Below are 18,031 nucleotides of genomic sequence, written 5' to 3' on the forward strand. Positions count from 1 at the left end.
GAGGGACCCGTGGGTGACCGCCGCGCCCTGCTGATCGCCACCGAGCGCTACCTCGACGACTCGCTGCCCCAACTGCGCTCCCCCGTCCACGACGCCCGCAAGCTCGCGGCGCTCCTCGAAGACCCGGACATCGGCCAGTTCGACGCCGTGCAGGTGCTCGTCGACGAGTCCAAGGCGGTCATCGAGGAGGCCGTCGAGCGGCTCTTCACCGACCGCGAGGTGGACCTCGCGCTGGTCTACCTGTCCTGCCACGGCCTGAAGGACCGTCGGGGGCGGCTGCACTTCGCGACCGTGCGGACCAACCGCGAGATGATCCGGGCCAGTTCGGTCTCGGCGGAGTTCATCAAGGAGTCGATGGAGTACAGCCGCGCGCAGCAGAAGATCGCACTGTTGGACTGCTGCTTCTCCGGTGCGTTCGGCACGTCGAAGGGCGACCCGGGCCTCGACGACATCCCCCGGCAGTTCGTGGACCACCGCGGCAGCTACGTGATCACCGCGGCCAACTCCGTCCAGGAGGCGCTGGAGGACGAGACCCCGGGCGGCGGGCCGGCCGCGTGGAGCTCGGTGTTCACCCGTGCCCTGATCGACGGCCTGCACACCGGCCGCGCCGACCTCGACGAGGACGGCTGGGTCACGGCGCAGGAGCTGTACCAGTACGTGTCCGACACGGTGGCCCGCACCCACGAGCAGAAGCCCACCTTCTTCGGCAGCGACATCCAGGGCGGCAGCCACCTCCGGCTCTCGAAGGCGTCCCCGCACGCGCACCGGCCGTTCCCCGGGCTCGCCGAGACCGACGGCCCCTCGCCCCTCGCCACCGTCGACCAGTTGCTGCCGCCGCTGGCGGTGACCCCCGACCGCGGGCTCACGGCCGAGGAGTGGCGCAACAACGGGCGGTTGATCACGCCGATCGGGCGCTCCCACCGGGCCGAGGGCCGCCGGGTCCAGACCCACTTCGTGGACCTGTCCGGCGGCGCCGGGCACGTGGCCGTGGCCGGCGGCCCGCGCAGCGGCAAGACGCTGCTGCTGCAGACGCTGGTGACCTCGCTGGCCCTGACCCACACCCCGCACGAGGTCGAGTTCCACTGCCTCGACTTCGGCGGCGGCGGACTGCGCCGGCTCAAGCACCTGCCGCACGTCCGGGGCTTCGCCCAGCGCCAGGACCCGGACGGGGTGCACCGGACGGTCGCCCGGGCGGTGGCCCTCAACAGCCGCCGGGAGCACGACTTCGAGGTGCTGCCGGCGATCGACTCCATCGAGGCGTACCGCGGGGCGCGGGCCGGCGGGCTGCTCGCCGACCAGCCGGTCGGCGACCTCTTCCTGGTCGTCGACGGGTGGGCGGAGTTCGCCGAGAGCTTCCAGGACCTCGCGGCGGCCCTGCGCGGCATCGGGACCACCGGTCTGCGCCACGGCGTGCACCTGATGGTGAGCACGTCCCGTTGGGCGGCCGTCCCCCGGCCGCTGCTGGAGGTGATGCTGACCCGTTTCGAGCTGGCGCTCAGCTCCCCCGACGAGTCACTGATCCAGCCCGAGCTGGCCGCCCGGCTCACCCCGGCCACGCCCGGCGTGGCGCTCTGCAACGACCGGGCCGAGAAGCGGTACGTGCACGTCGCGCTGCCGCGCACGGACGGGGCGGCGTCGGTGCACGACCTGGCGACGGCCGCGGCGGAGCTGGGCGCCCAGGTACGCGGCGGCTGGGCCCGGTTCGCGGCGTCGGAGCCGGCTCCGGTCCCGTCGCCCGCCGCCCGGGACGCCCTGCCGTTCACCGACCTCCTGGCCATCGAGGACGCCGGCGCCCTCGATCCGACCCGGCACTGGGGGCCGCGCCGCCCCGAGGACCGGCTCCGGGTGCCGATCGGCGTCGACGAGCAGGGGCAGCCGGTCCTCCTGGACCTCAAGGAGGCGTCCCGGGGCGGGATGGGGCCGCACGGGCTGTGCGTGGGCGCCACCGGCTCCGGCAAGTCCGAGCTGCTGCGCACCCTGGTGATGGCGCTCGCCGTCACGCACTCCTCCGAGCACCTCAACTTCATCCTGGCGGACTTCAAGGGCGGGGCGACGTTCGCCGGCCTGTCGGAGCTGCCGCACGTCGCGGCGGTGATCACCAACCTCGTCGACGACATGGCGCTGATCGACCGGATGCGGGACGCGATCAGCGGCGAACTGCGACGCCGCCAGGAACTGCTGCGCTCCGCGGGGAACTACGCCAACCTCACCGACTACGAGCGCGCCCGCGCCACCGGACTGCCGATGGAGCCACTGCCGTCCCTGGTGATCGTGGTCGACGAGTTCAGCGAACTGCTCACCGCCCAGCCGGACTTCATCGAGATGTTCGTCCAGATCGGGCGGATCGGGCGCTCGTTGGGCGTCCACCTGCTGCTCGCCTCGCAGCGCCTGGAGGAGGGCAGGCTGCGCGGCGTGGAGACGTACCTGTCGTACCGGATCGGGTTGCGGACGTTCTCGGCGGCCGAGTCCCGGGCGGCCATCGGGGTGCCGGACGCCTACCACCTGCCCGCGACGCCGGGCAGCGGCATCCTGCGGTACGACGGCGAGGCCACGCTGCGGTTCTCGGCCGCGTACGTGTCGGGCGTCTACCGGGCGCCGGGGGCGACCGCCGGGCCCGGGGCGGACGAGGACCACGCGGACGCCCTCGCCGACCGCGTGCTGGACGTCCTCGTCCGGCGCCTGGCGGGCCAGGGCCCGCCGGCGCACCAGGTGTGGCTGCCGCCGCTGGACGTACCGGCGACCGTCGACCAGTTGCTGCCCCCGCTGGTGACCACCCCGGAGCGCGGCCTGCACCCGGCCGCCTACACGGCGCTGGGCAAGCTGGTGGTGCCCGTGGCCCTGGTGGACAAGCCGTTCGAGCAGCGCCGCGACGTCATGTACCTGGACTTCTCCGGGGGAGCCGGGCACGGGGTGTTCGTGGGCGGCCCGCAGTCCGGCAAGTCGACCGCGCTGCGCGCGCTGATCGCCGCGTTCGCGCTCACCCACACCCCCCGTGAAGTGCAGTTCTACTGCGTGGACTTCGGCGGCGGCGGCATGCGCGACCTGGCCAGCCTGCCGCACGTCGGCGGGGTCGCCACCCGGCTGGAGCCGGACCGGGTGCGCCGCACGCTCGCCGAGGTCAGCGGGATCCTGGAGGGTCGGGAGGAGTTCTTCCGCGCCCATGGCATCGACTCCGTCGCCACGTACCGGCGGCGCCGGGCGGCCGGGGAGTTCCCGGACGAGGCGTGGGGCGACGTCTTCCTGGTGATCGACGGCTACCTCACGTTCCGGTCGGACTACGAACAGCTGGAGGGCACCCTCCTCGACCTGGCCGCCCGCGGCCTGGGCTTCGGCGTCCACCTCGTGCTTGGCGCCGCCCGGTACCACGAGCTCCGCCCGGCACTGCGCGACCAACTGCTCAACCGGGTCGAACTGCGACTGGGCGACCCCATCGACTCGGAGCTCGGCCGCCGGGAGGCGGCGAACGTGCCGGTCGGCCGGCCCGGCCGCGGGCTGTCGCCGGAGCGGCTGCACTTCCTCGCCGCACTGCCGCGGATCGACGGCGTCGCCGGGACCGACGACCTGGGCCCCGCACTGGGCGAGCTGGCGTCGACGGTGCGGGCGCAGTGGCCGGGGCCGGTGGCGCCGCCGGTGCGGGTGCTGCCCGCGGTGTTCCCGGCCGCCGACCTGCCGGCCCCGGCGGCCGGCGACCCCGGCATCGCGTTCGGCATCGACGAGACCGACCTGGCTCCGGTCCGCATCGACTTCGAGACGGACCCGCTGCTGCTGGTCTACGGCGAGACCGAGTCGGGCAAGTCGTCGCTGCTGCGGCTGCTGCTCGGCCGGCTCGCCGCGCGCTACCCGACCGACGAGGCCCTGATGGTGGTCGGCGACTACCGCCGGACCCTGCTCGACGCCCTGCCCGACGACCACGTCACCGACTACTGCACCGCCGCCCCGCGGCTCGAAGCGGCGATCGCCGGGCTCGCCGCGTCGCTGGGGCGGCGGGTGCCGGGGCCCGACGTCACCCCGGAGCAACTGCGCAACCGCAGCTGGTACGACGCACCGGACGCGTTCGTGATCATCGACGACTACGACCTGGTGGCGACCCGCGGCGGCAACCCGCTCCAGCCGCTGCTGGAGTACCTGCCGTTCGCCCGCGACGTGGGCCTGCGCCTGATCCTGGCGCGGAGCACCGCGGGCGCCGGCCGGGCGCTCTACGAGCCGCTGGTGCTACGCGTCACGGAGCTGGGCGCGCAGGCCCTGCTGTTCTCCGGCGACGCGGCGGAGGGCGCGTTGGTGGGGCCGCACCGCCCGGCGCGGCTGCCACCGGGCCGGGCCCGGTTCATCGGCCGCCGCCGCGAGCCGCGACTGGTGCAAACTGCCTGGTTACCGCAGGGTTAGGGGCTGTCGGTAGCGGTCCGGCGGGGAGGATTTGCCCCCTCCCGGGGGCGGTGTGCCACAGTGGGATGCCCGGCCGGCCGGGCGTTTCGCCGCGCGCGACGACGGTGGCCGCCGGACTCCCCATAACCCCATCCCCAGAACGACGGTTGCGGCCGTGCCCTGCACGGATCCTGCCCGTCCGTCCTTCCCCGAGCGACTTCTTCCCCCAGAGAGCGATGCAGGCGACGACTCTTCTTCCCCGGACCGCGGACCTGTTCACCCAGGGCCTGGAACAGCAGGCCGGCTCCGCCCTCCTGCGCTTCGGCGCCGCCCGGCCGCGCCCGGACGGCCGGATCAGTTGGTCCGGCGACGGTGCGGTGGCCTGGCTCGACGAGCCGCGCGGCCATGTCTGGAGCGTCGGCGAGCCCACCGCTGCGGCCGGCCTCGTCCTGCGCGCGTCCCATCAACTCCCCCAGACCGTGCGGGAGTTCACCGGTCCGCGGGGCACCGAGGCGTTGCTCGCCCGGCATCTGCCGGTGGCCGAGCCGATCCCGTGGGTGTTCCGGTGGACGCTCGTCGAGCCGCCGGTCCATCCGGCCGAGGAGCGGGTGGTGGAGCTGGCCGCGACGCACCACGACGAGTTGCTGGCCTTCCTCAACGTGCACAGCCCGGCGCACTCGACCGGGCCCGGCTCCGCGGACGTCAGCCTGTGGGCCGGCATCCGCGGCGCGGACGGGCGGCTGGTGGCCTGCGGGGCGCTGAGCACGCTGCGGGACAGCGGCGCGCCGCTGATGGCGTCGGTCGCCACCGACGCGGCCCAGCGCGGCCAGGGGCTGGGCGCGGCGCTGACCTCGTGGCTCACCCGGTACGCGGTCCGCCGGTACGGGTGCTGCACGCTGTGGCAGCTGGCCGACAACGCGCCGGCCGACCGGCTCTACACCCGCCTCGGCTACCGCAACGAGGACCCCTGCGTGGCCGGGCGGATCACCGGGCACTGACCGCCGGGGCGTGCCGGCGCGGCGGCCGGTGGCGCAGGCGGTCGCGCAGCCGGCCGGAGCGTCGGCCGCTCTCCGGGCGGAGCGGCGGGAGGGCGTCGGTCAGGAAGAAGAGGTACGCCAGGACCTGGATCACCCAGCGGTCGAAGGCGACCAGCGAGCGGAACTGCCGCCGCGGGTAGTGCCCGGTCCGCAGGAGGGTGGCGGCGGGCGAGGTGAGGATCAGGATCGTCAGGGCGACCACCGCCAGGACGGCGGAGAGCCCGCCGATCCACCACACCAGCCGGAAGACCAGGGCGACCAGCACCACCAGCAGGAGCTGCGGGAAGGCGCGCAGCCGCGAGAGCAGCAGCCCCGGGCCGCGGGGCAGGTGCGTCGGGCGGTCGATGAACAGGCGGGCGGGGTAGTCCGGCGCGGCGCGCAGGGTGAAGGGCGGGTAGCGGTCGGTGGCCAGTGCCCCGTAGGAGTAGTAGACGACGCGCCAGGCCCAGCGCAGCACGCCGGTGGTGAAGGCGAACAGCCACCGGGGGTAGCGGCCGGTGACGAAGAGCACGGGGAGCGCCAGCGCGGTGGCGACGAGGAATCCGATGCCCAGGGCGGTCAGCGCGACGTGGTGCGGGATGAGCAGCAGCCACTTCACCGCCCAGAGCCAGCGGGAGAGCGGTTCGTCGAGTTCCGCCTCGACCCGGACCGGCTGGTATTCCTCGGCGCTCGTCGACATGGTCGTCAGCCCCTTCCGCCCTCGTGGCCCCATCCGGCCGGAGCGTGCCCGCTCCCCCCAGCGTGACCGAGTCCGGCCGGTTTGGGGAGGGCCTGTGACCTGGCGTTTCCGGGGCGGCGGGGTCGCCGTCGGCCGCGGCCCGCCGCCCCGGCCGGCTGGTGGCGGGCCGGGGCGGCGGGCCGGCCGGGGTCAGTCGCGGACCTTCTGCCCCGGGATGGCCGGGCGGCCGGCCTGCTTGGTTTCGGCGCCGTGGGCGAAGCCGCCGGCGTCGGCGGCGTCGCGGTGCGGACGCTGCTGGGCCTGTAGGCGCGGCAGGATCCGCCGCAGGTCCTCCAGGAACAGGTCGCCGAGGTCGTGGCCGAAACCGTTGCGGATCACGACGCGCAGGGCTGCCAGGTCGGTGCGGTTGGCCGGGAAGGTGTAGGCCGGGACCTGCCAGCCGCGTTCGCGGAGCGCGGCGGAGACGTCGAAGACGGTGAAGTTGGTGACGTCGTCGCTCATCCGGAAGGCGAAGACGGGGAGCTGGCTGCCGTCGGTGAGGAGGGTGAACGGCCCCAGGTCGGCGATCGCGGCGGCGACCCGGGTGGCGACGTCCCGGCTGGTCTGCTGGACGGCGCGGTACCCCTCGAAGCCCAGGCGCAGGAAGTTGTAGTACTGGGCGATGACCTGGGCGCCGGGCCGGGAGAAGTTCAGTGCGAAGGTGGGCATGTCGCCGCCCAGGTAGTTGACGTGGAAGACCAGGTCCTCGGGGAGCGCGTCGGCGTCCCGCCACAGCGCCCAGCCGACGCCGGGCATCACCAGGCCGTACTTGTGGCCGGAGGTGTTGATGGAGGCGACCCGCGGGAGGCGGAAGTCCCAGACGAGTTCGGGGTCGAGGAAGGGCGCGATCATCGCGCCGGAGGCGCCGTCGACGTGCAGCGGGACGTCGATGCCGGTGCGCTCCTGGAGGCCGTCGAGGGCGGCGGAGATCTCGGCGACCGGCTCGTAGGCGCCGTCGAAGGTGGAGCCGAGGACGGCGACGACGCCGATGGTGTTCTCGTCGCAGAGTTCGACGGCCTCCTCCGGGGAGAGGATGAAGCGGTCGCCCTCCATGGGCACGTAGCGCGGCTCGACCTCGAAGTAGTTGGCGAACTTCTCCCAGCAGATCTGGACGTTGATGCCCATCACCATGTTGGGACGCTCGGTGGACCTGCCCTCGGCGCGCCGGCGGTGCTGCCAGCGGCGCTTGAGCGCGAGCCCGGCGAGCATCGCCGCTTCGCTGGACCCGGTGGTCGAACAGCCCACCGCCGCATGGGAGTCGGGGGCGTGCCACAGGTCGGCGAGCATGTGCACGCAGCGCGCCTCGATCTCGGCGGTCTGCGGGTACTCGTCCTTGTCGATCATGTTCTTCTCGGCGCACTCGGCCATCAGGCGCTGGGCCTGCGGTTCGGCCCAGGTGCTGACGAAGGTGGCGAGGTTCAGCCGGGCGTTGCCGTCCAGCATGAGTTCGTCGTGGACGATCTGGTACGCGGTGTCGGGGTCCATGCCGTCGTCCGGCAGCTCGTACCGGGGGACGTGGACCGGCTGCTGGCTGAAGACCGGGTTGACGGCGAGGTTGCGGCTGGCGTCGCGGTGCTGGTGCGGGCGCTTGAGTGGCATGGTGAGCGTGTCCTTCTCGGGGTACGTACCGGACCGTGCGGCGGACGGTCCGGTCGGCCCTCCCGCCCGGCCGGGCCGGTCCGCGCGCGGCGGCCAGGGTAACGGCTGTGACTGTGCGGGGGTGGCGGGTTGCGCCACGGTGGTGCGACGGGCGGCAGGGGGCGGTCCCCCGCGGAATCGGAGCGGGCAGCAGTACTCGTTCCCCGTCGGACGGCCCGCACGGGTCCAGTTCCCGCCGTCCTCGCGACCACCACCCGGACCGAACGAAACAGGCAAAGTGGGCCAATGTCCGTACGCCCCGCCACCCTGCGCACCCGACCCGCCACGCACCATGACCCCCGCTCGGCGCGCGTGATCGGCCGTGAGCTGGTGTGCTGGTGGAAGGAGGCCGTTGCCCCAGCACGCGGCGGCGCCGGCAGTCGGCCGAGCCGCACGCACGCGCAAGAGACCCATACGGGAGACACACAGGGAAGCCGGGGCGGGAACCGACGCGCAGGTCCGCCGGCGGCCGCGACGGCGCGGACCCGCGGACGAGGCGGGTCCGCGGGGCCCGGCGGCGGCGCCCCGCACCGGCTCCGGCAGGCGGGAGAGTTCCAGATGAGCAGCTACCGAGTCGCGCAGGTCGGCGCCGCCGGCGCGCCCTTCGAGATCGTCGAGCGTGAGGTGCCGCGGCCGGGCCCGGGGCACGTACGGGTCACCGTGGACGCCTGCGGGATCTGCCACAGCGACGCCATGTTCGTCGACGGCGCGCTGCCGGGCGTCCGGTTCCCGCTGGTCACCGGCCACGAGATCGCCGGCCGGATCGCGGAGGTCGGCGAGCGCACGAACGGCCGTTGGAAGGTCGACGACCGAGTCGCGGTGGGCTGGTTCGGCGGCAGCTGCCACCACTGCACCCCCTGCCGGCAGGGCGACTTCATCGTGTGCGAGCACTTGAAGGTGCCGGGTTGGGCGTACGACGGCGGGTTCGGCGAAACGGTGATCGCCCCGGCCGACGCGCTGGCGCGGATCCCCGACGGCCTGGCAGCGGCGGACGCCGGCCCGATGGCGTGCGCCGGGGTCACCACCTACAACGGGCTGCGGCGCAGCACGGCCCGGCCGGGCGACCTGGTCGCCGTCCTGGGCCTCGGCGGCCTGGGGCACTTGGGCGTGCAGTTCGCCGTCGCGATGGGCTTCGAGACGGTCGCCCTCGCCCGCGGTGCCGACAAGGCGGAATTCGCCAAGCAGTTGGGCGCGCACCACTACGTCGACAGCACCGCCGGGACCTCCGTCGCCAGCGCCCTGCAATCCCTCGGCGGCGCCAAGGTGGTACTGGCCACCGCGTCCAACTCCGCCGCCATCTCGGCGACCGTGGAGGGCTTGGCGCACCGCGGTGAGCTGGTGGTCATCGGTGCGGACACCGAACCGCTGGCGATCAGTCCGACGCAGTTGCTGATGCGGGCCCGGGTGGTGCGGGGCCATCCGTCCGGCACCGCGCAGGACGTCCAGGACACGATGGAGTTCTGTGCGCTCCAGGGCATCCGGCCGATGATCGAGACGATGCCGCTGGAGCACGCCAACGAGGCGTACGGGAAGATGCTCGCCGGTACGGCCCGATTCCGGATGGTGCTCACCCACACGGAAGCCGGACGCGCGCGCTGACGCCGGCGCCCGCTCCCACGCCCGCCCCCACGTCGACCGTCACGTCCCGGCGCGGAACGCCCTGCGGTACGCGCCGGGAGTCGTCCCCACGGCGCGCAGGAAGCGTCGCCGCAGGTTGGTGGGCGAGGAGAGCCCGACCCGGCGGGCGACCGCCTCCAACGGAAGGTCGGTGGACTCCAGCAGCTCCCGGGCCGCGGCGACGCGACGGGCGAGCAGCCACTGTCCCGGGCTGACCCCGAGCTGGTCGGCGAACCGGCGGGCGAGCGTGCGCGCCGACACCCCTTCGCGCGCGGCCAGTTCCTCGACCGGCAGCGGTTCGCCGAGCCGCGCGGTCATCCACTCCAGGAGGGGCGCCAACGAGCCGTCCAGCTGGATCGGGTGGGCCGGCGCCGTGTACTGGAGCTGACCGCCCTCCCGGTGCGGCGGCATGACCATGCTTCGGGCGACCTGGGCGGCGTAGCCGGCCCCGTGGTCGGTGCGGACCAGGTGCAGGCAGAGGTCGATGCCGGCCCCGGCCCCCGCGCTGGTGGCGACGTCACCGTGGTCCACGTACAGCACGTCCGGGTCCACCCGGACGGCCGGGAACAGCGCGGCCAGTTGGTCGGCGCGCGCCCAGTGGGTGGTCGCCCGTCGCCCGTCCAGCAGCCCGGCGTGCCCCAGGGCGAAGGCCCCGGAGCAGATGCTGACCAGCCGTGCACCGCGGTCGTGCGCCCGGCGCAGGGCGCGGACGACGGCGGGCGCGGGCGGTTCCTCGGGCGGGAGCCACCCGGGGACGACGACGGTGTCGGCGCGGTCGAGCGCGGCCAGTCCGTCCGGCACGAACATGTCGTACCCGGCGAGGGTGGCCACCGGACCGGGCTTCTCCGTACACACCCCGAAGGTGTAGCGGACCTGGATTCCGGTCCGTTCGATCCCGAACACCTCGGCCGCGCAGCCGAGTTCGAAGGTCGACTGCGGTGGGCGGACGAGGGCGACCACGCGGTGGGCGGCAGGCATGTCAAGAAAGTACCGCAGGATGTCTTTTCTGACACTCGGCCGGTCGGCGCCGTTCCGTGAGGCTGGGCGCATGGCAACGAAAGAGAACACGGACGATGCGATGGCCGGCTACGCGTGGACTTCGGTGGCCCAGGCGCCGACCCGCGAACTGTTCCCCGGGATCCGGCTGCGCCCGCTGTGGAGCGGAGCGAACGGCGCCCAGGCACAGGTCGTGGAGCTGGACCCGGGCTCGTGCTGGGAGGGGGTGGACGTGCACGCGCCCGGCCCGGAGGAGGTGTTCGTGGTCTCGGGCGTCTTCAACGACGGCGAACGGGACTACCCGGCCGGTACGTTCCTCCACGCACCCGCCGGGTCCTGGCACGTTCCCCAGTCACGAACCGGCTGCACGCTCTTCGTCTTCTACCCGGAGGGGTAGGGACGACCGCCGCACGGCGAACGGCTCCCGGATGCGGACCACCCGGCCCACCGCGACCACGGGGTAGTCGCGGTCGACCGGGTGAAGACGCGGGCCGGCAGGGCGACTTGATGCGCGAGTGGGGAGACGGGCCGGCCCGACCACCCGACATCGACCGACGCCCCGCCGGCCGGGCCGACGTCGTGAAGCAGCGGGGCAACGTCCTCCGACGCCGCCGTCCGGGCCACCGCCCGGACGGCGGCGCCCTTGCGTCCGGGGCCGGCCGGGCAACCAGCAGCGACGACACCGGCGCCAAGCAATGCCACCACTGACGCCACCAATGGCGCCAAAAGTGTGCCATCATGGCGCCGTGGCCTTCGTGCCCGCCCCGATCGCCCACGCGATCACTCAACTGCGCCTTGCGATGGAGGACTTGCCCCATGCCGCACGATTCCTCGACTCCCCCGGCCCCGTCCGCGACCCCGAACGCGGGCCCTTCCGCGGCCCCGTCCCCGGCCCCGTCGGCGCCCCGAGCGCCCGCCCCCGCGGGCACCGCACGGCCCCGGTCGGAGCCGCTCGCCGCACTGCCGGTCACCCGTCCCGCGGGGTGCCCGTTCGCCCCGCCCGCCGAGTTCGCAACGCTGCGGGCGGAGCAGCCGCTACGCCGCATGCGGTACCCGGACGGGCACCTCGGCTGGCTGGCCACCGGTCACTCCGCGGTCCGCGCGGTGGCCGCCGACCCCCGGTTCAGCTCCCGCTACGAGCTGGCGCACCTGCCGTTCCCGGGCACGGCCGACGTCACGCTCCCGCCGGCCCCGGTCGGCGACCTCACCGGCATCGACCCGCCCCACCACACCCGCTACCGGCGCCTGCTCATGGGGAAGTTCACGGTCCGCCGGATGCGCGAACTGACCTCGCGGGTCGAGCAGATCACCGCCGAACACCTCGATGCCATGGAGCGCCAGGGCCCGCAGGTCGACCTCGTCGCGGCGTTCGCGCACCCCGTCCCGGCGCTGATGATCTGTGAACTGCTGGGCGTGCCCTACGCCGATCGCGACCGCTTCCAGCACCACGCCATGGCGGCGTCCGGCACCGGCGGCTCGCTGGAGGACCAGTACGCCGCCATGGCCGCGCTCCAGGAGTTCGTCCGGGAACTGGTGCTCGTCAAGCGGGCCCGGCCCACCGACGACCTGCTCGGCGACCTGACCACCAGCGACCTCACCGACGAGGAACTGGCGGGCATCGGCAGCTTCCTCCTGGGCGCCGGCCTGGACACCACCTCGAACATGATCGGGCTCGGCACCTTCGCCCTCCTGACCCACCCGGAACAGGCCGACGCGCTGCGCGCCGATCCCGCGCTCGCCGACCAGGCGGTCGAGGAGCTGATGCGCTACCTCACCATCACCCACACCGGCCTCCGGGCCGCGCTGGAGGACGTCGAACTGGACGGACAGCTGATCAGGGCCGGGGAGTCGGTCACCCTCGCGGTCCAGGCCGCCAACCGCGACCCGGACCGCTTCCCCGACCCCGACCGCCTGGACCTGCGGCGCAAGGCCACCGGCCACCTGGCCTTCGGCCACGGCATCCACCAGTGCCTGGGGCAGCAACTGGCCCGCGTCGAGATGCGGGTGGCCTTCCCCGCGCTGCTCACCCGCTTCCCTTCGCTGCGACTGGCGATACCGCCGGAGGAGGTGCCGCTGCGCACCGACCCGAGCATGCACGGGGTGCAGCGCCTCCCTGTCACCTGGGACGCGTAGGCGCCCCGGGCCCGCCGCGGCCGGCCCGGGGCGCCCGACGCCCCGTCAGAGGCCGAACGCCCCGGCGTACCGGATCACGCCGCTCGGGACCGGCCGGGACGCGTCCAGGACAAGCGCCATCAGCGCCTCGTCGGGGACCTCGAACGGTGCCCGGATGCCGAAGCCGGAGGCCGGAACGAAGCCGAACCGCGGGTAGTACGCGGGGTGGCCCAACACCACCACCAGGCCCTCGCCGTGCGCCCGGGCGGCGGCGAGCGCGGCCCGGATGGCGGCCGTCCCCGCGCCCTGGCGCTGGTGGGCCGGCAGCACCGCACAGGGGGCCAGGGCCAGCGCGGGCCGGCCGTCGACGTGGCAACGGGTGAGCAGGGCGTGCCCGGCGAGGGTGCCGTCCGGCCCGGCGGAAACCAGGGAGAGGCCGTCGATCCAGGCATCGGCGTCCGCGCGCAGGGCATCGACCAGGTCGGCCTCATCGGCGGTGGGGAACGCCGCGAGGTTGATCTCACGGATCGCGGCGGCGTCCTCGGCGGTCTCGGGGCGGGTGGTCCAGGTGGTGTTCATGGTGGTTCCGTTCGCAGCAGTGGAGGGGGTGAGCCGGTCGGCGGGCGGCACGTCGCAGGCGTCCCGCGCGGCACGGACCGGACCGTAGCCCGGGTCGGGCGTCCGCGGGCGCAACGCCGGGGCGCCGGCCCGTCGCGGCAGGTGCCGGGCGGGGGCGTCCGAGCCGGCGCGCCGCCGGGACGGGGCGCGGAGCAGGCCGAAGGAGGCGTCGATCGCGGGATCGACGCGGGAAGGTGGGGACAACGGAGAGACCCTTGGGGGGAAGGGGCCCCGAGGCGTGCCCGAGCTGGACCGCCCGACCGTCACGCGGTCGGGCGGCCGCCGGCAGGCGGGGTGCTCAGGTCAGACCGGGGGCCCGGGAGAGGAGGATGGTCCGGGCACCGCACGTGGCGGTGGTCTCCGTGACAGTCATCAACTCATCTCTCCTTCGGTCCGGGTCGTCCTGGTCGCGTGCCTGGGCCGGCACGGCGGGCCGACGCTAACACGCGCGGCGAGGGTCCCACCAACGGTTTTCCGGCCCGGGCCGTCCCTCAGCAGTCGCAGCAGCAGCCATCGCAACAATCGCAGCCGTCGCAGCACCCGGAGCAGCAGTCACAACCATCACAGCAGTTGCAGGAGTCGCAACAGTCACAGGAATCGCAGCTGTAGCAGCAGCCCTCGCGCTTCTTGCCGGACCACGGGCCCTCGAACTCCGATGCGCAGCAGACCTTGCAGGTGCAGCACAGCCCGATGGCGAGCGCACAGCCCGTCCAGAAGCCGCGGGGCTTCCTCGGCTCCGGGGAGGTGAACCGCGGCAGCTGGCCGTCCCCACCACCCGCCCCGCCGTGCCCCCCGTGACCGCCGCCGTGGCCACCGCCCGACCCACCGGGTGGCACCGGCCCACCGCCGGAGGGGGTCTGCGGGGCGTTGAGGTGCTGCTGCCCGTTGGCGTACGGGCCGCCGGCCGGCGGTGGTCCGTACGGGGGTGCTCCGTTGCCGCCGTTGGCGTACGGGTTCCCGTAGGGGTTGTTGCCGTACGGGTCCTGGCCGTACGGGGTGTTGGCGTACGGGTTCCCGCCCTGGGGGCCGTGCGGACCGGGCATCGCCCCGGGGGCCTGGTGGGAGCAGGAGGACGTGCCGAAGGCGCGGTCCACCGAGCGCCGCAGCTCGTGCACCAGCAGCACGTGGGCCAGTGCGGAGTCGGTGAACTCCACGTCGCGCAGGGCGAGTCGGATGCCGTGCAGCGCGTCGTCGCACAGCCGGCGGGCCTCGGCGACGGCGGCGCCGGTGGCCGTGATCGGGTTCCAGGCACCTTCGGCGGCGTCCGCGGTCCGGTCCTCCACGGCGTCGAGGAGGTGGGCGAGTCGGCCGAAGAGCCGGCCGGCCTCGGCGAGCGGCGCGGCGTTGCCCGGCCGGCCGGCCAGGACCGCGGTGTGCGCGAAGGCGGCGGCGGTCGCGGTCTCGGTCGGCTCGGTGATCACCGTCAACGGCGTGCCGGGCCCGGCCGCCTGCTCGATGCCCACCTGCCGGTCGACCGCGTCGACGAGGACGGCGGTGTCGAAGCCGAGCCGGGCGCCACTGCGCGCACCGGCCCGGTCCCAGCCCGCGGCGACCCGGCGCGCCGCGGCGGCCATCGGGCGGCGGCGCAGCATGCCGTTCCCGTCGGCGACGTGGTCACGGATCTTCGCCGAGGCGAGGACCAGGGAGACCGAGGCGGCCAGGCGCGCCCCCTCACCTCGGGCGACCGAGGCGGTGCGCATGCCGCGCAGCGGGCAGGGGCCGGCGGTGCGGCGGCGCAGCTCGGCCCGGCCGGACTGGGCGTCGGTCAGCACGGACACGATCAGTCCGTCGTAGTTGGTGACGACCCGGGCGAACTGGCCGTGGTCGGCGCGCAGTGCGAGGCACAGACCGCACAGGTGGGCCATCCACTCCGTCTTGAGACCTTGGGACAGGCGATGGGTGCAGGGCCTGACGATTCCGAACATGTAAGAACAACCCCCCGTGTGTCATGAGCACGCGCCGATGGCAGCGGCGGCAGGGAATGCTACCCATCGGGCCGTTGACCTGCGCACACACCCTGCGCGCCGAACGTCATCCAGGCCGTCGCGGCGCCCCGACCGGAGCCGGAACCGCTGCCCGGGTCCCCCGTTTCCCCCTTTCTGCTGATACCGCCGCCGCACCCCGGGTGGAAGCATGACCGCGCCGTCGCGCGGGCGGCCGGGCCGCGACCGCGCCCGGCGCCCAACTCGCAACCCCCTCAAGGATATTGGAGCGTCATGAAGGAGATGAGGCAGCTGACCGCGGTGTGCGTCGCGGTTGCGGTGCTGAGCGCGGGAACGGCCTGCGCCACGGCACAGGCCACCCCCGTCCCGACCGCCCACCGCATCGAGCTGACCGACCGGGACGCCGGCCGGGCCGTCACCGTGCATCCCGGTGACGCCGTCGAGGTCCGACTCACCGGCGTCCGCGACCGCGGCACCACCTTCGCCTGGAGCGCGCCGGCCGCCGAAGACCCCGCGGTGCTCCGGCGGTCGGCGCTCGGGCGGACGCCGACCGGGGGCGTCACGGCGCGCTTCACGGCCGGCGGCCCGGGCGGCACCGCCCTCACCGCACGTCGGTCCTGCCGTGCGGCGTCCGGTTCCCGCTGCCCGCACGTGGTCGTGGCCTGGCGGGTCACGGTCACGGTGCGGTGAGCGGCGTCAGCCCGCGGCCCCCGACAGCCGGGTCGCCGCGTCGACGGTCTGGGCGAGGAGGGTGGCGATGGTCATCGGGCCGACCCCACCCGGCACCGGGGTGATCAGGCTCGCGACGGCCGCCGCCGAGGCGAAGTCCACGTCGCCGACGTTGCCGACGTTGTAGCCGGCGTCGACGACGACCGCCCCGGGCTTGAGCTGGTCACCGTGCAGGAAACGGGCCCGGCCCACCGCCGCGATCAGCACGTCGGCCTCCCGAACGTGGGCGGCGAGGTCGGTGGTGCGGGAGTGGCAGTAGGTGACGGTGGCGTTCCGTGCCAGCAGCAGCATCCCCGCGGGCTTGCCGAGGATCGCGCTGCGGCCGACGACCACGGCGTGCTTGCCGCTAAGTTCGACGTCGTAGTGGTCCAGGAGGCGCATGATGCCGCCGGGGGTGCAGGAGGCGAAGCCCGGCATGCCCAGGCTCATCGCGGCGAACGAGTGCGCGGTGACGCCGTCGACGTCCTTCTCGGGCGCGATCGCCTCGAACGCCGCGCGCTCGTCGACGTGCGGGCCGACCGGATGCTGGAGCAGGATGCCGTGCACACCGGGATCGGCCGACAACCCACCGATGGTGTCCACGAGTTGGGCGGTGCCGGTGTCGGCCGGGAGCGCCACGTGCCGCGACTGGATGCCGGCCTTGGCGCACCGGTTGCGCTTCATCCGGACGTAGGTGACCGAGGCCGGATCCTCGCCCACGAGGACCGTGGCCAGACAGGGCGCCTGTCCGGTGCGCGCGGTGAGCGCCGCGGCACGCTCGGCGGTCTCCGCGCCCAGACGGCGGGCGAGCGCGCTGCCGTCCATCAGGCGGGCGGTGGGGGACGTGGTCTGCGACATGGCGCCTCCTGAGCGTCGTACGTCGTACGGAATCGCCCAGGCGCACGGCATTGACCACACCGGTCGAGCCGCTCCACGGTGGTACTCCACCCAAGCGCCAGTCACGGCTCGCCCCCACCTTAAACGAGGGCCGGACCAGGACGGGAACGGGTGTTCGCGGACGACGGCGCGGGCCGCCCGGCGTCAGGGGGGCGGTTGGCCGGGGCTGGAGGCGTGCGGCGAGGTGGCCGCCTCCCATTGGCTGAGGATGCCGTCCCAGTCGTGCTGGGCGACGGTGACGGCGCTGGGATCCCAGGCCGGCGCCCCGGCCATCGGTGGCGGCTGGGGCGCCCAGGCCGCCTGGGCGTCCTGCGGTGCCCAGGCGCCGTAGGTGCCCTGCGGCGCGGTCCACGGCGCGGGATGGGCCGGCGACGCCCATGCGGCGTGCGGCTCGTACGGGGGTTGCGGCGGGGCCGTCGGGACCTCGGCGCGGGCGAGTTGACCGGCGTCCGCGGAGGCCGCGCCGGGGCCGTCGGCCATCCGGCGGTGACGGCCGATCCGGTCCGACGGGGCGGGCCGGGAGGTGTGGGTCCCGACGGCGAGTTGGTGCGCCCGGGCGGCCAGGATGGTCACGTCCAGGCCCAGTTCGGCGGCGAGCGCGCTGAGGTCGGCGCCGCTGTGGTGACTGTGCACGAGGACCGCGTCCAGCGCCGGCGACCAGGCCGGTTCGGTGACCGGCGCGGGTGCGGGTGTGGGTGCGGGCGCCGCTGCGGGTGCCGGGGTGGGAGCGGGCGGCGCCGACCACGGGGGGATCCGGGAGGCGCTCTCCGGTGGCATGACCGGGGCGGCGGGCACCGAGGTCGCGCTGCCGGCGGTGGTGGCGCGGGGCCAGCCGTTGCCGATCGCGGCCGCGGCCGCCGCGGCAGCCGCGGCGGCGGCCGGTGAGGCGGGGCGGGGCGCACCGGGCGGCGCCGGCCGCGCCGGGCCAGCGGCCCGGCGCGCGGCGCGGCGCTCGCGGGCGGACTCGTCGAGCAGGCTCTTGGCCACCGCACGGGCGTCGTCCTTGCCGACGGTCCGGCGGGCCAGGCGCACCTCGCGGGCGTCGAGGCCGAGCAGGTCGGCTACGACCTCGTCGCTGCCGACGGTCACCGCGAAGGCGGCCAGGGTCCGCGAGCGGCGGGCCTCGGCCTCGTCGAGGAGCCCTTGCGTCCGGCGGACCTCGTCATCGCTGATGCAGAACGCCTGCGCGAGTACCGCGTGCCGCTCCCACAACTCCCTCGGTTCCATGACAGCGACAACGGTTTTTGGCCGGTATTGGTCCGGTTCTCAATGAGAGATCACTGCAAGAGGTGATATTCCCTGTATCGTGCGCAGCACTTTGGGATGTTATGAGAGGGACTACCCGGGGCCGACCGGGGCACGCATAGTGACCGATCGCCGGGACG

Annotated in this window: 14 protein-coding genes and 1 riboswitch; of the genes, 7 read left to right on the forward strand and 7 right to left on the reverse strand. The window is 74.4% G+C overall.

Translation table 11 applies throughout. The annotated features are described in order from the left end of the window. Positions 1-9 precede the first annotated feature (9 nt). Both eccCb and ABD385_RS08555 read left to right on the forward strand, forming a co-directional pair. The gene (gene eccCb / locus ABD385_RS08550) at positions 10-4,383 is read left to right on the forward strand and encodes a type VII secretion protein EccCb (protein ID WP_344574437.1); all 4,374 of its coding nucleotides are present in this window, start codon (positions 10-12) and stop codon (positions 4,381-4,383) included. A gap of 215 nt (positions 4,384-4,598) precedes the next feature. After that, positions 4,599-5,360, forward strand: a complete 762-nt coding sequence (locus tag ABD385_RS08555; protein ID WP_344574438.1) for a GNAT family N-acetyltransferase — start codon at positions 4,599-4,601, stop codon at positions 5,358-5,360. Here ABD385_RS08555 and ABD385_RS08560 read toward each other — a convergent pair. Further along, a complete protein-coding gene (locus ABD385_RS08560) occupies positions 5,347-6,078 on the reverse strand; it encodes a DUF4389 domain-containing protein (protein ID WP_344574439.1) in 732 nt (243 codons plus the stop codon). The two genes, ABD385_RS08555 and ABD385_RS08560, sit on opposite strands and share 14 nt — an antisense overlap. 189 nt (positions 6,079-6,267) lie before the next feature. Further along, complete coding sequence (gad, locus tag ABD385_RS08565) at positions 6,268-7,716, reverse strand: glutamate decarboxylase (protein WP_344574440.1); 1,449 nt, start codon at positions 7,714-7,716, stop codon at positions 6,268-6,270. Positions 7,717-8,313: 597 nt separating this feature from the next. Here gad and ABD385_RS08570 point away from each other — a divergent pair. Then, positions 8,314-9,354, forward strand: coding sequence for an alcohol dehydrogenase (locus ABD385_RS08570; protein WP_344574442.1), 1,041 nt, complete (start codon positions 8,314-8,316; stop codon positions 9,352-9,354). A gap of 39 nt (positions 9,355-9,393) precedes the next feature. Here ABD385_RS08570 and ABD385_RS08575 read toward each other — a convergent pair whose 3' ends face one another. Then, positions 9,394-10,350 carry a GlxA family transcriptional regulator gene (locus ABD385_RS08575; RefSeq protein WP_344574443.1) on the reverse strand — a complete coding sequence of 319 codons (957 nt, stop codon included), beginning with the start codon at positions 10,348-10,350 and terminating at the stop codon, positions 9,394-9,396. A 70-nt stretch (positions 10,351-10,420) separates the two neighbouring features. Here ABD385_RS08575 and ABD385_RS08580 point away from each other — a divergent pair, with 70 nt between their 5' ends. The 3 genes from ABD385_RS08580 to ABD385_RS08590 all read left to right on the forward strand — a co-directional run bounded on the left by ABD385_RS08580 (position 10,421) and on the right by ABD385_RS08590 (position 12,501). Then, positions 10,421-10,765, forward strand: a complete 345-nt coding sequence (locus ABD385_RS08580; protein ID WP_344574444.1) for a cupin domain-containing protein — start codon at positions 10,421-10,423, stop codon at positions 10,763-10,765. A 110-nt stretch (positions 10,766-10,875) separates the two neighbouring features. Further along, on the forward strand, positions 10,876-11,076 hold the full coding sequence (locus ABD385_RS08585) for a hypothetical protein (protein ID WP_344574445.1): 201 nt from the start codon (positions 10,876-10,878) through the stop codon (positions 11,074-11,076). Positions 11,077-11,412: 336 nt separating this feature from the next. Beyond that, complete coding sequence (locus ABD385_RS08590) at positions 11,413-12,501, forward strand: cytochrome P450 (RefSeq protein ID WP_425585372.1); 1,089 nt, start codon at positions 11,413-11,415, stop codon at positions 12,499-12,501. Positions 12,502-12,546: 45 nt separating this feature from the next. On the opposite strand, the gene ABD385_RS08595 is transcribed toward ABD385_RS08590, so the two are convergent. Continuing rightward, complete coding sequence (locus ABD385_RS08595) at positions 12,547-13,059, reverse strand: GNAT family N-acetyltransferase (protein ID WP_344574634.1); 513 nt, start codon at positions 13,057-13,059, stop codon at positions 12,547-12,549. Positions 13,060-13,589: 530 nt separating this feature from the next. Continuing rightward, positions 13,590-15,023, reverse strand: coding sequence for a DUF5685 family protein (locus tag ABD385_RS08600; RefSeq protein ID WP_344574446.1), 1,434 nt, complete (start codon positions 15,021-15,023; stop codon positions 13,590-13,592). Between the two features lie 291 nt (positions 15,024-15,314). Between ABD385_RS08600 and ABD385_RS08605 the strand changes: the two genes are divergently transcribed. Continuing rightward, positions 15,315-15,731: a hypothetical protein gene (locus ABD385_RS08605; protein ID WP_344574448.1), complete on the forward strand. Its 417-nt coding sequence runs from the start codon at positions 15,315-15,317 to the stop codon at positions 15,729-15,731. A 6-nt stretch (positions 15,732-15,737) separates the two neighbouring features. Here ABD385_RS08605 and ABD385_RS08610 read toward each other — a convergent pair whose 3' ends face one another. Beyond that, positions 15,738-16,607, reverse strand: a complete 870-nt coding sequence (locus ABD385_RS08610; RefSeq protein WP_344574449.1) for a bifunctional 5,10-methylenetetrahydrofolate dehydrogenase/5,10-methenyltetrahydrofolate cyclohydrolase — start codon at positions 16,605-16,607, stop codon at positions 15,738-15,740. Positions 16,608-16,634: 27 nt separating this feature from the next. After that, positions 16,635-16,722, reverse strand: a riboswitch (ZMP/ZTP riboswitch). 68 nt (positions 16,723-16,790) lie between these two features. Continuing rightward, entirely contained in the window at positions 16,791-17,873 is a 1,083-nt protein-coding gene (locus tag ABD385_RS08615) for a hypothetical protein (protein WP_344574450.1), read from the reverse strand. Positions 17,874-18,031: the final 158 nt, after the last annotated feature.

It is taken from the genome of Streptomyces lunalinharesii, from assembly GCF_039532155.1.
Classification (GTDB): Bacteria; Actinomycetota; Actinomycetes; order Streptomycetales; family Streptomycetaceae; genus Streptomyces; species Streptomyces lunalinharesii.

Coding starts and splice junctions, on each gene's coding strand:
- ABD385_RS08555 (WP_344574438.1), top strand. CDS start 4,599: ATGCAGGCGACGACTCTTCTTCCCCGGACCGCGGACCTGTTCACCCAG.
- ABD385_RS08560 (WP_344574439.1), bottom strand. CDS start 6,078: ATGTCGACGAGCGCCGAGGAATACCAGCCGGTCCGGGTCGAGGCGGAA.
- gad (WP_344574440.1), bottom strand. CDS start 7,716: ATGCCACTCAAGCGCCCGCACCAGCACCGCGACGCCAGCCGCAACCTC.
- ABD385_RS08570 (WP_344574442.1), top strand. CDS start 8,314: ATGAGCAGCTACCGAGTCGCGCAGGTCGGCGCCGCCGGCGCGCCCTTC.
- ABD385_RS08575 (WP_344574443.1), bottom strand. CDS start 10,350: ATGCCTGCCGCCCACCGCGTGGTCGCCCTCGTCCGCCCACCGCAGTCG.
- ABD385_RS08580 (WP_344574444.1), top strand. CDS start 10,421: ATGGCAACGAAAGAGAACACGGACGATGCGATGGCCGGCTACGCGTGG.
- ABD385_RS08585 (WP_344574445.1), top strand. CDS start 10,876: ATGCGCGAGTGGGGAGACGGGCCGGCCCGACCACCCGACATCGACCGA.
- ABD385_RS08590 (WP_425585372.1), top strand. CDS start 11,413: ATGCGGTACCCGGACGGGCACCTCGGCTGGCTGGCCACCGGTCACTCC.
- ABD385_RS08595 (WP_344574634.1), bottom strand. CDS start 13,059: ATGAACACCACCTGGACCACCCGCCCCGAGACCGCCGAGGACGCCGCC.
- ABD385_RS08600 (WP_344574446.1), bottom strand. CDS start 15,023: ATGTTCGGAATCGTCAGGCCCTGCACCCATCGCCTGTCCCAAGGTCTC.
- ABD385_RS08605 (WP_344574448.1), top strand. CDS start 15,315: ATGAAGGAGATGAGGCAGCTGACCGCGGTGTGCGTCGCGGTTGCGGTG.
- ABD385_RS08610 (WP_344574449.1), bottom strand. CDS start 16,607: ATGTCGCAGACCACGTCCCCCACCGCCCGCCTGATGGACGGCAGCGCG.
- ABD385_RS08615 (WP_344574450.1), bottom strand. CDS start 17,873: ATGGAACCGAGGGAGTTGTGGGAGCGGCACGCGGTACTCGCGCAGGCG.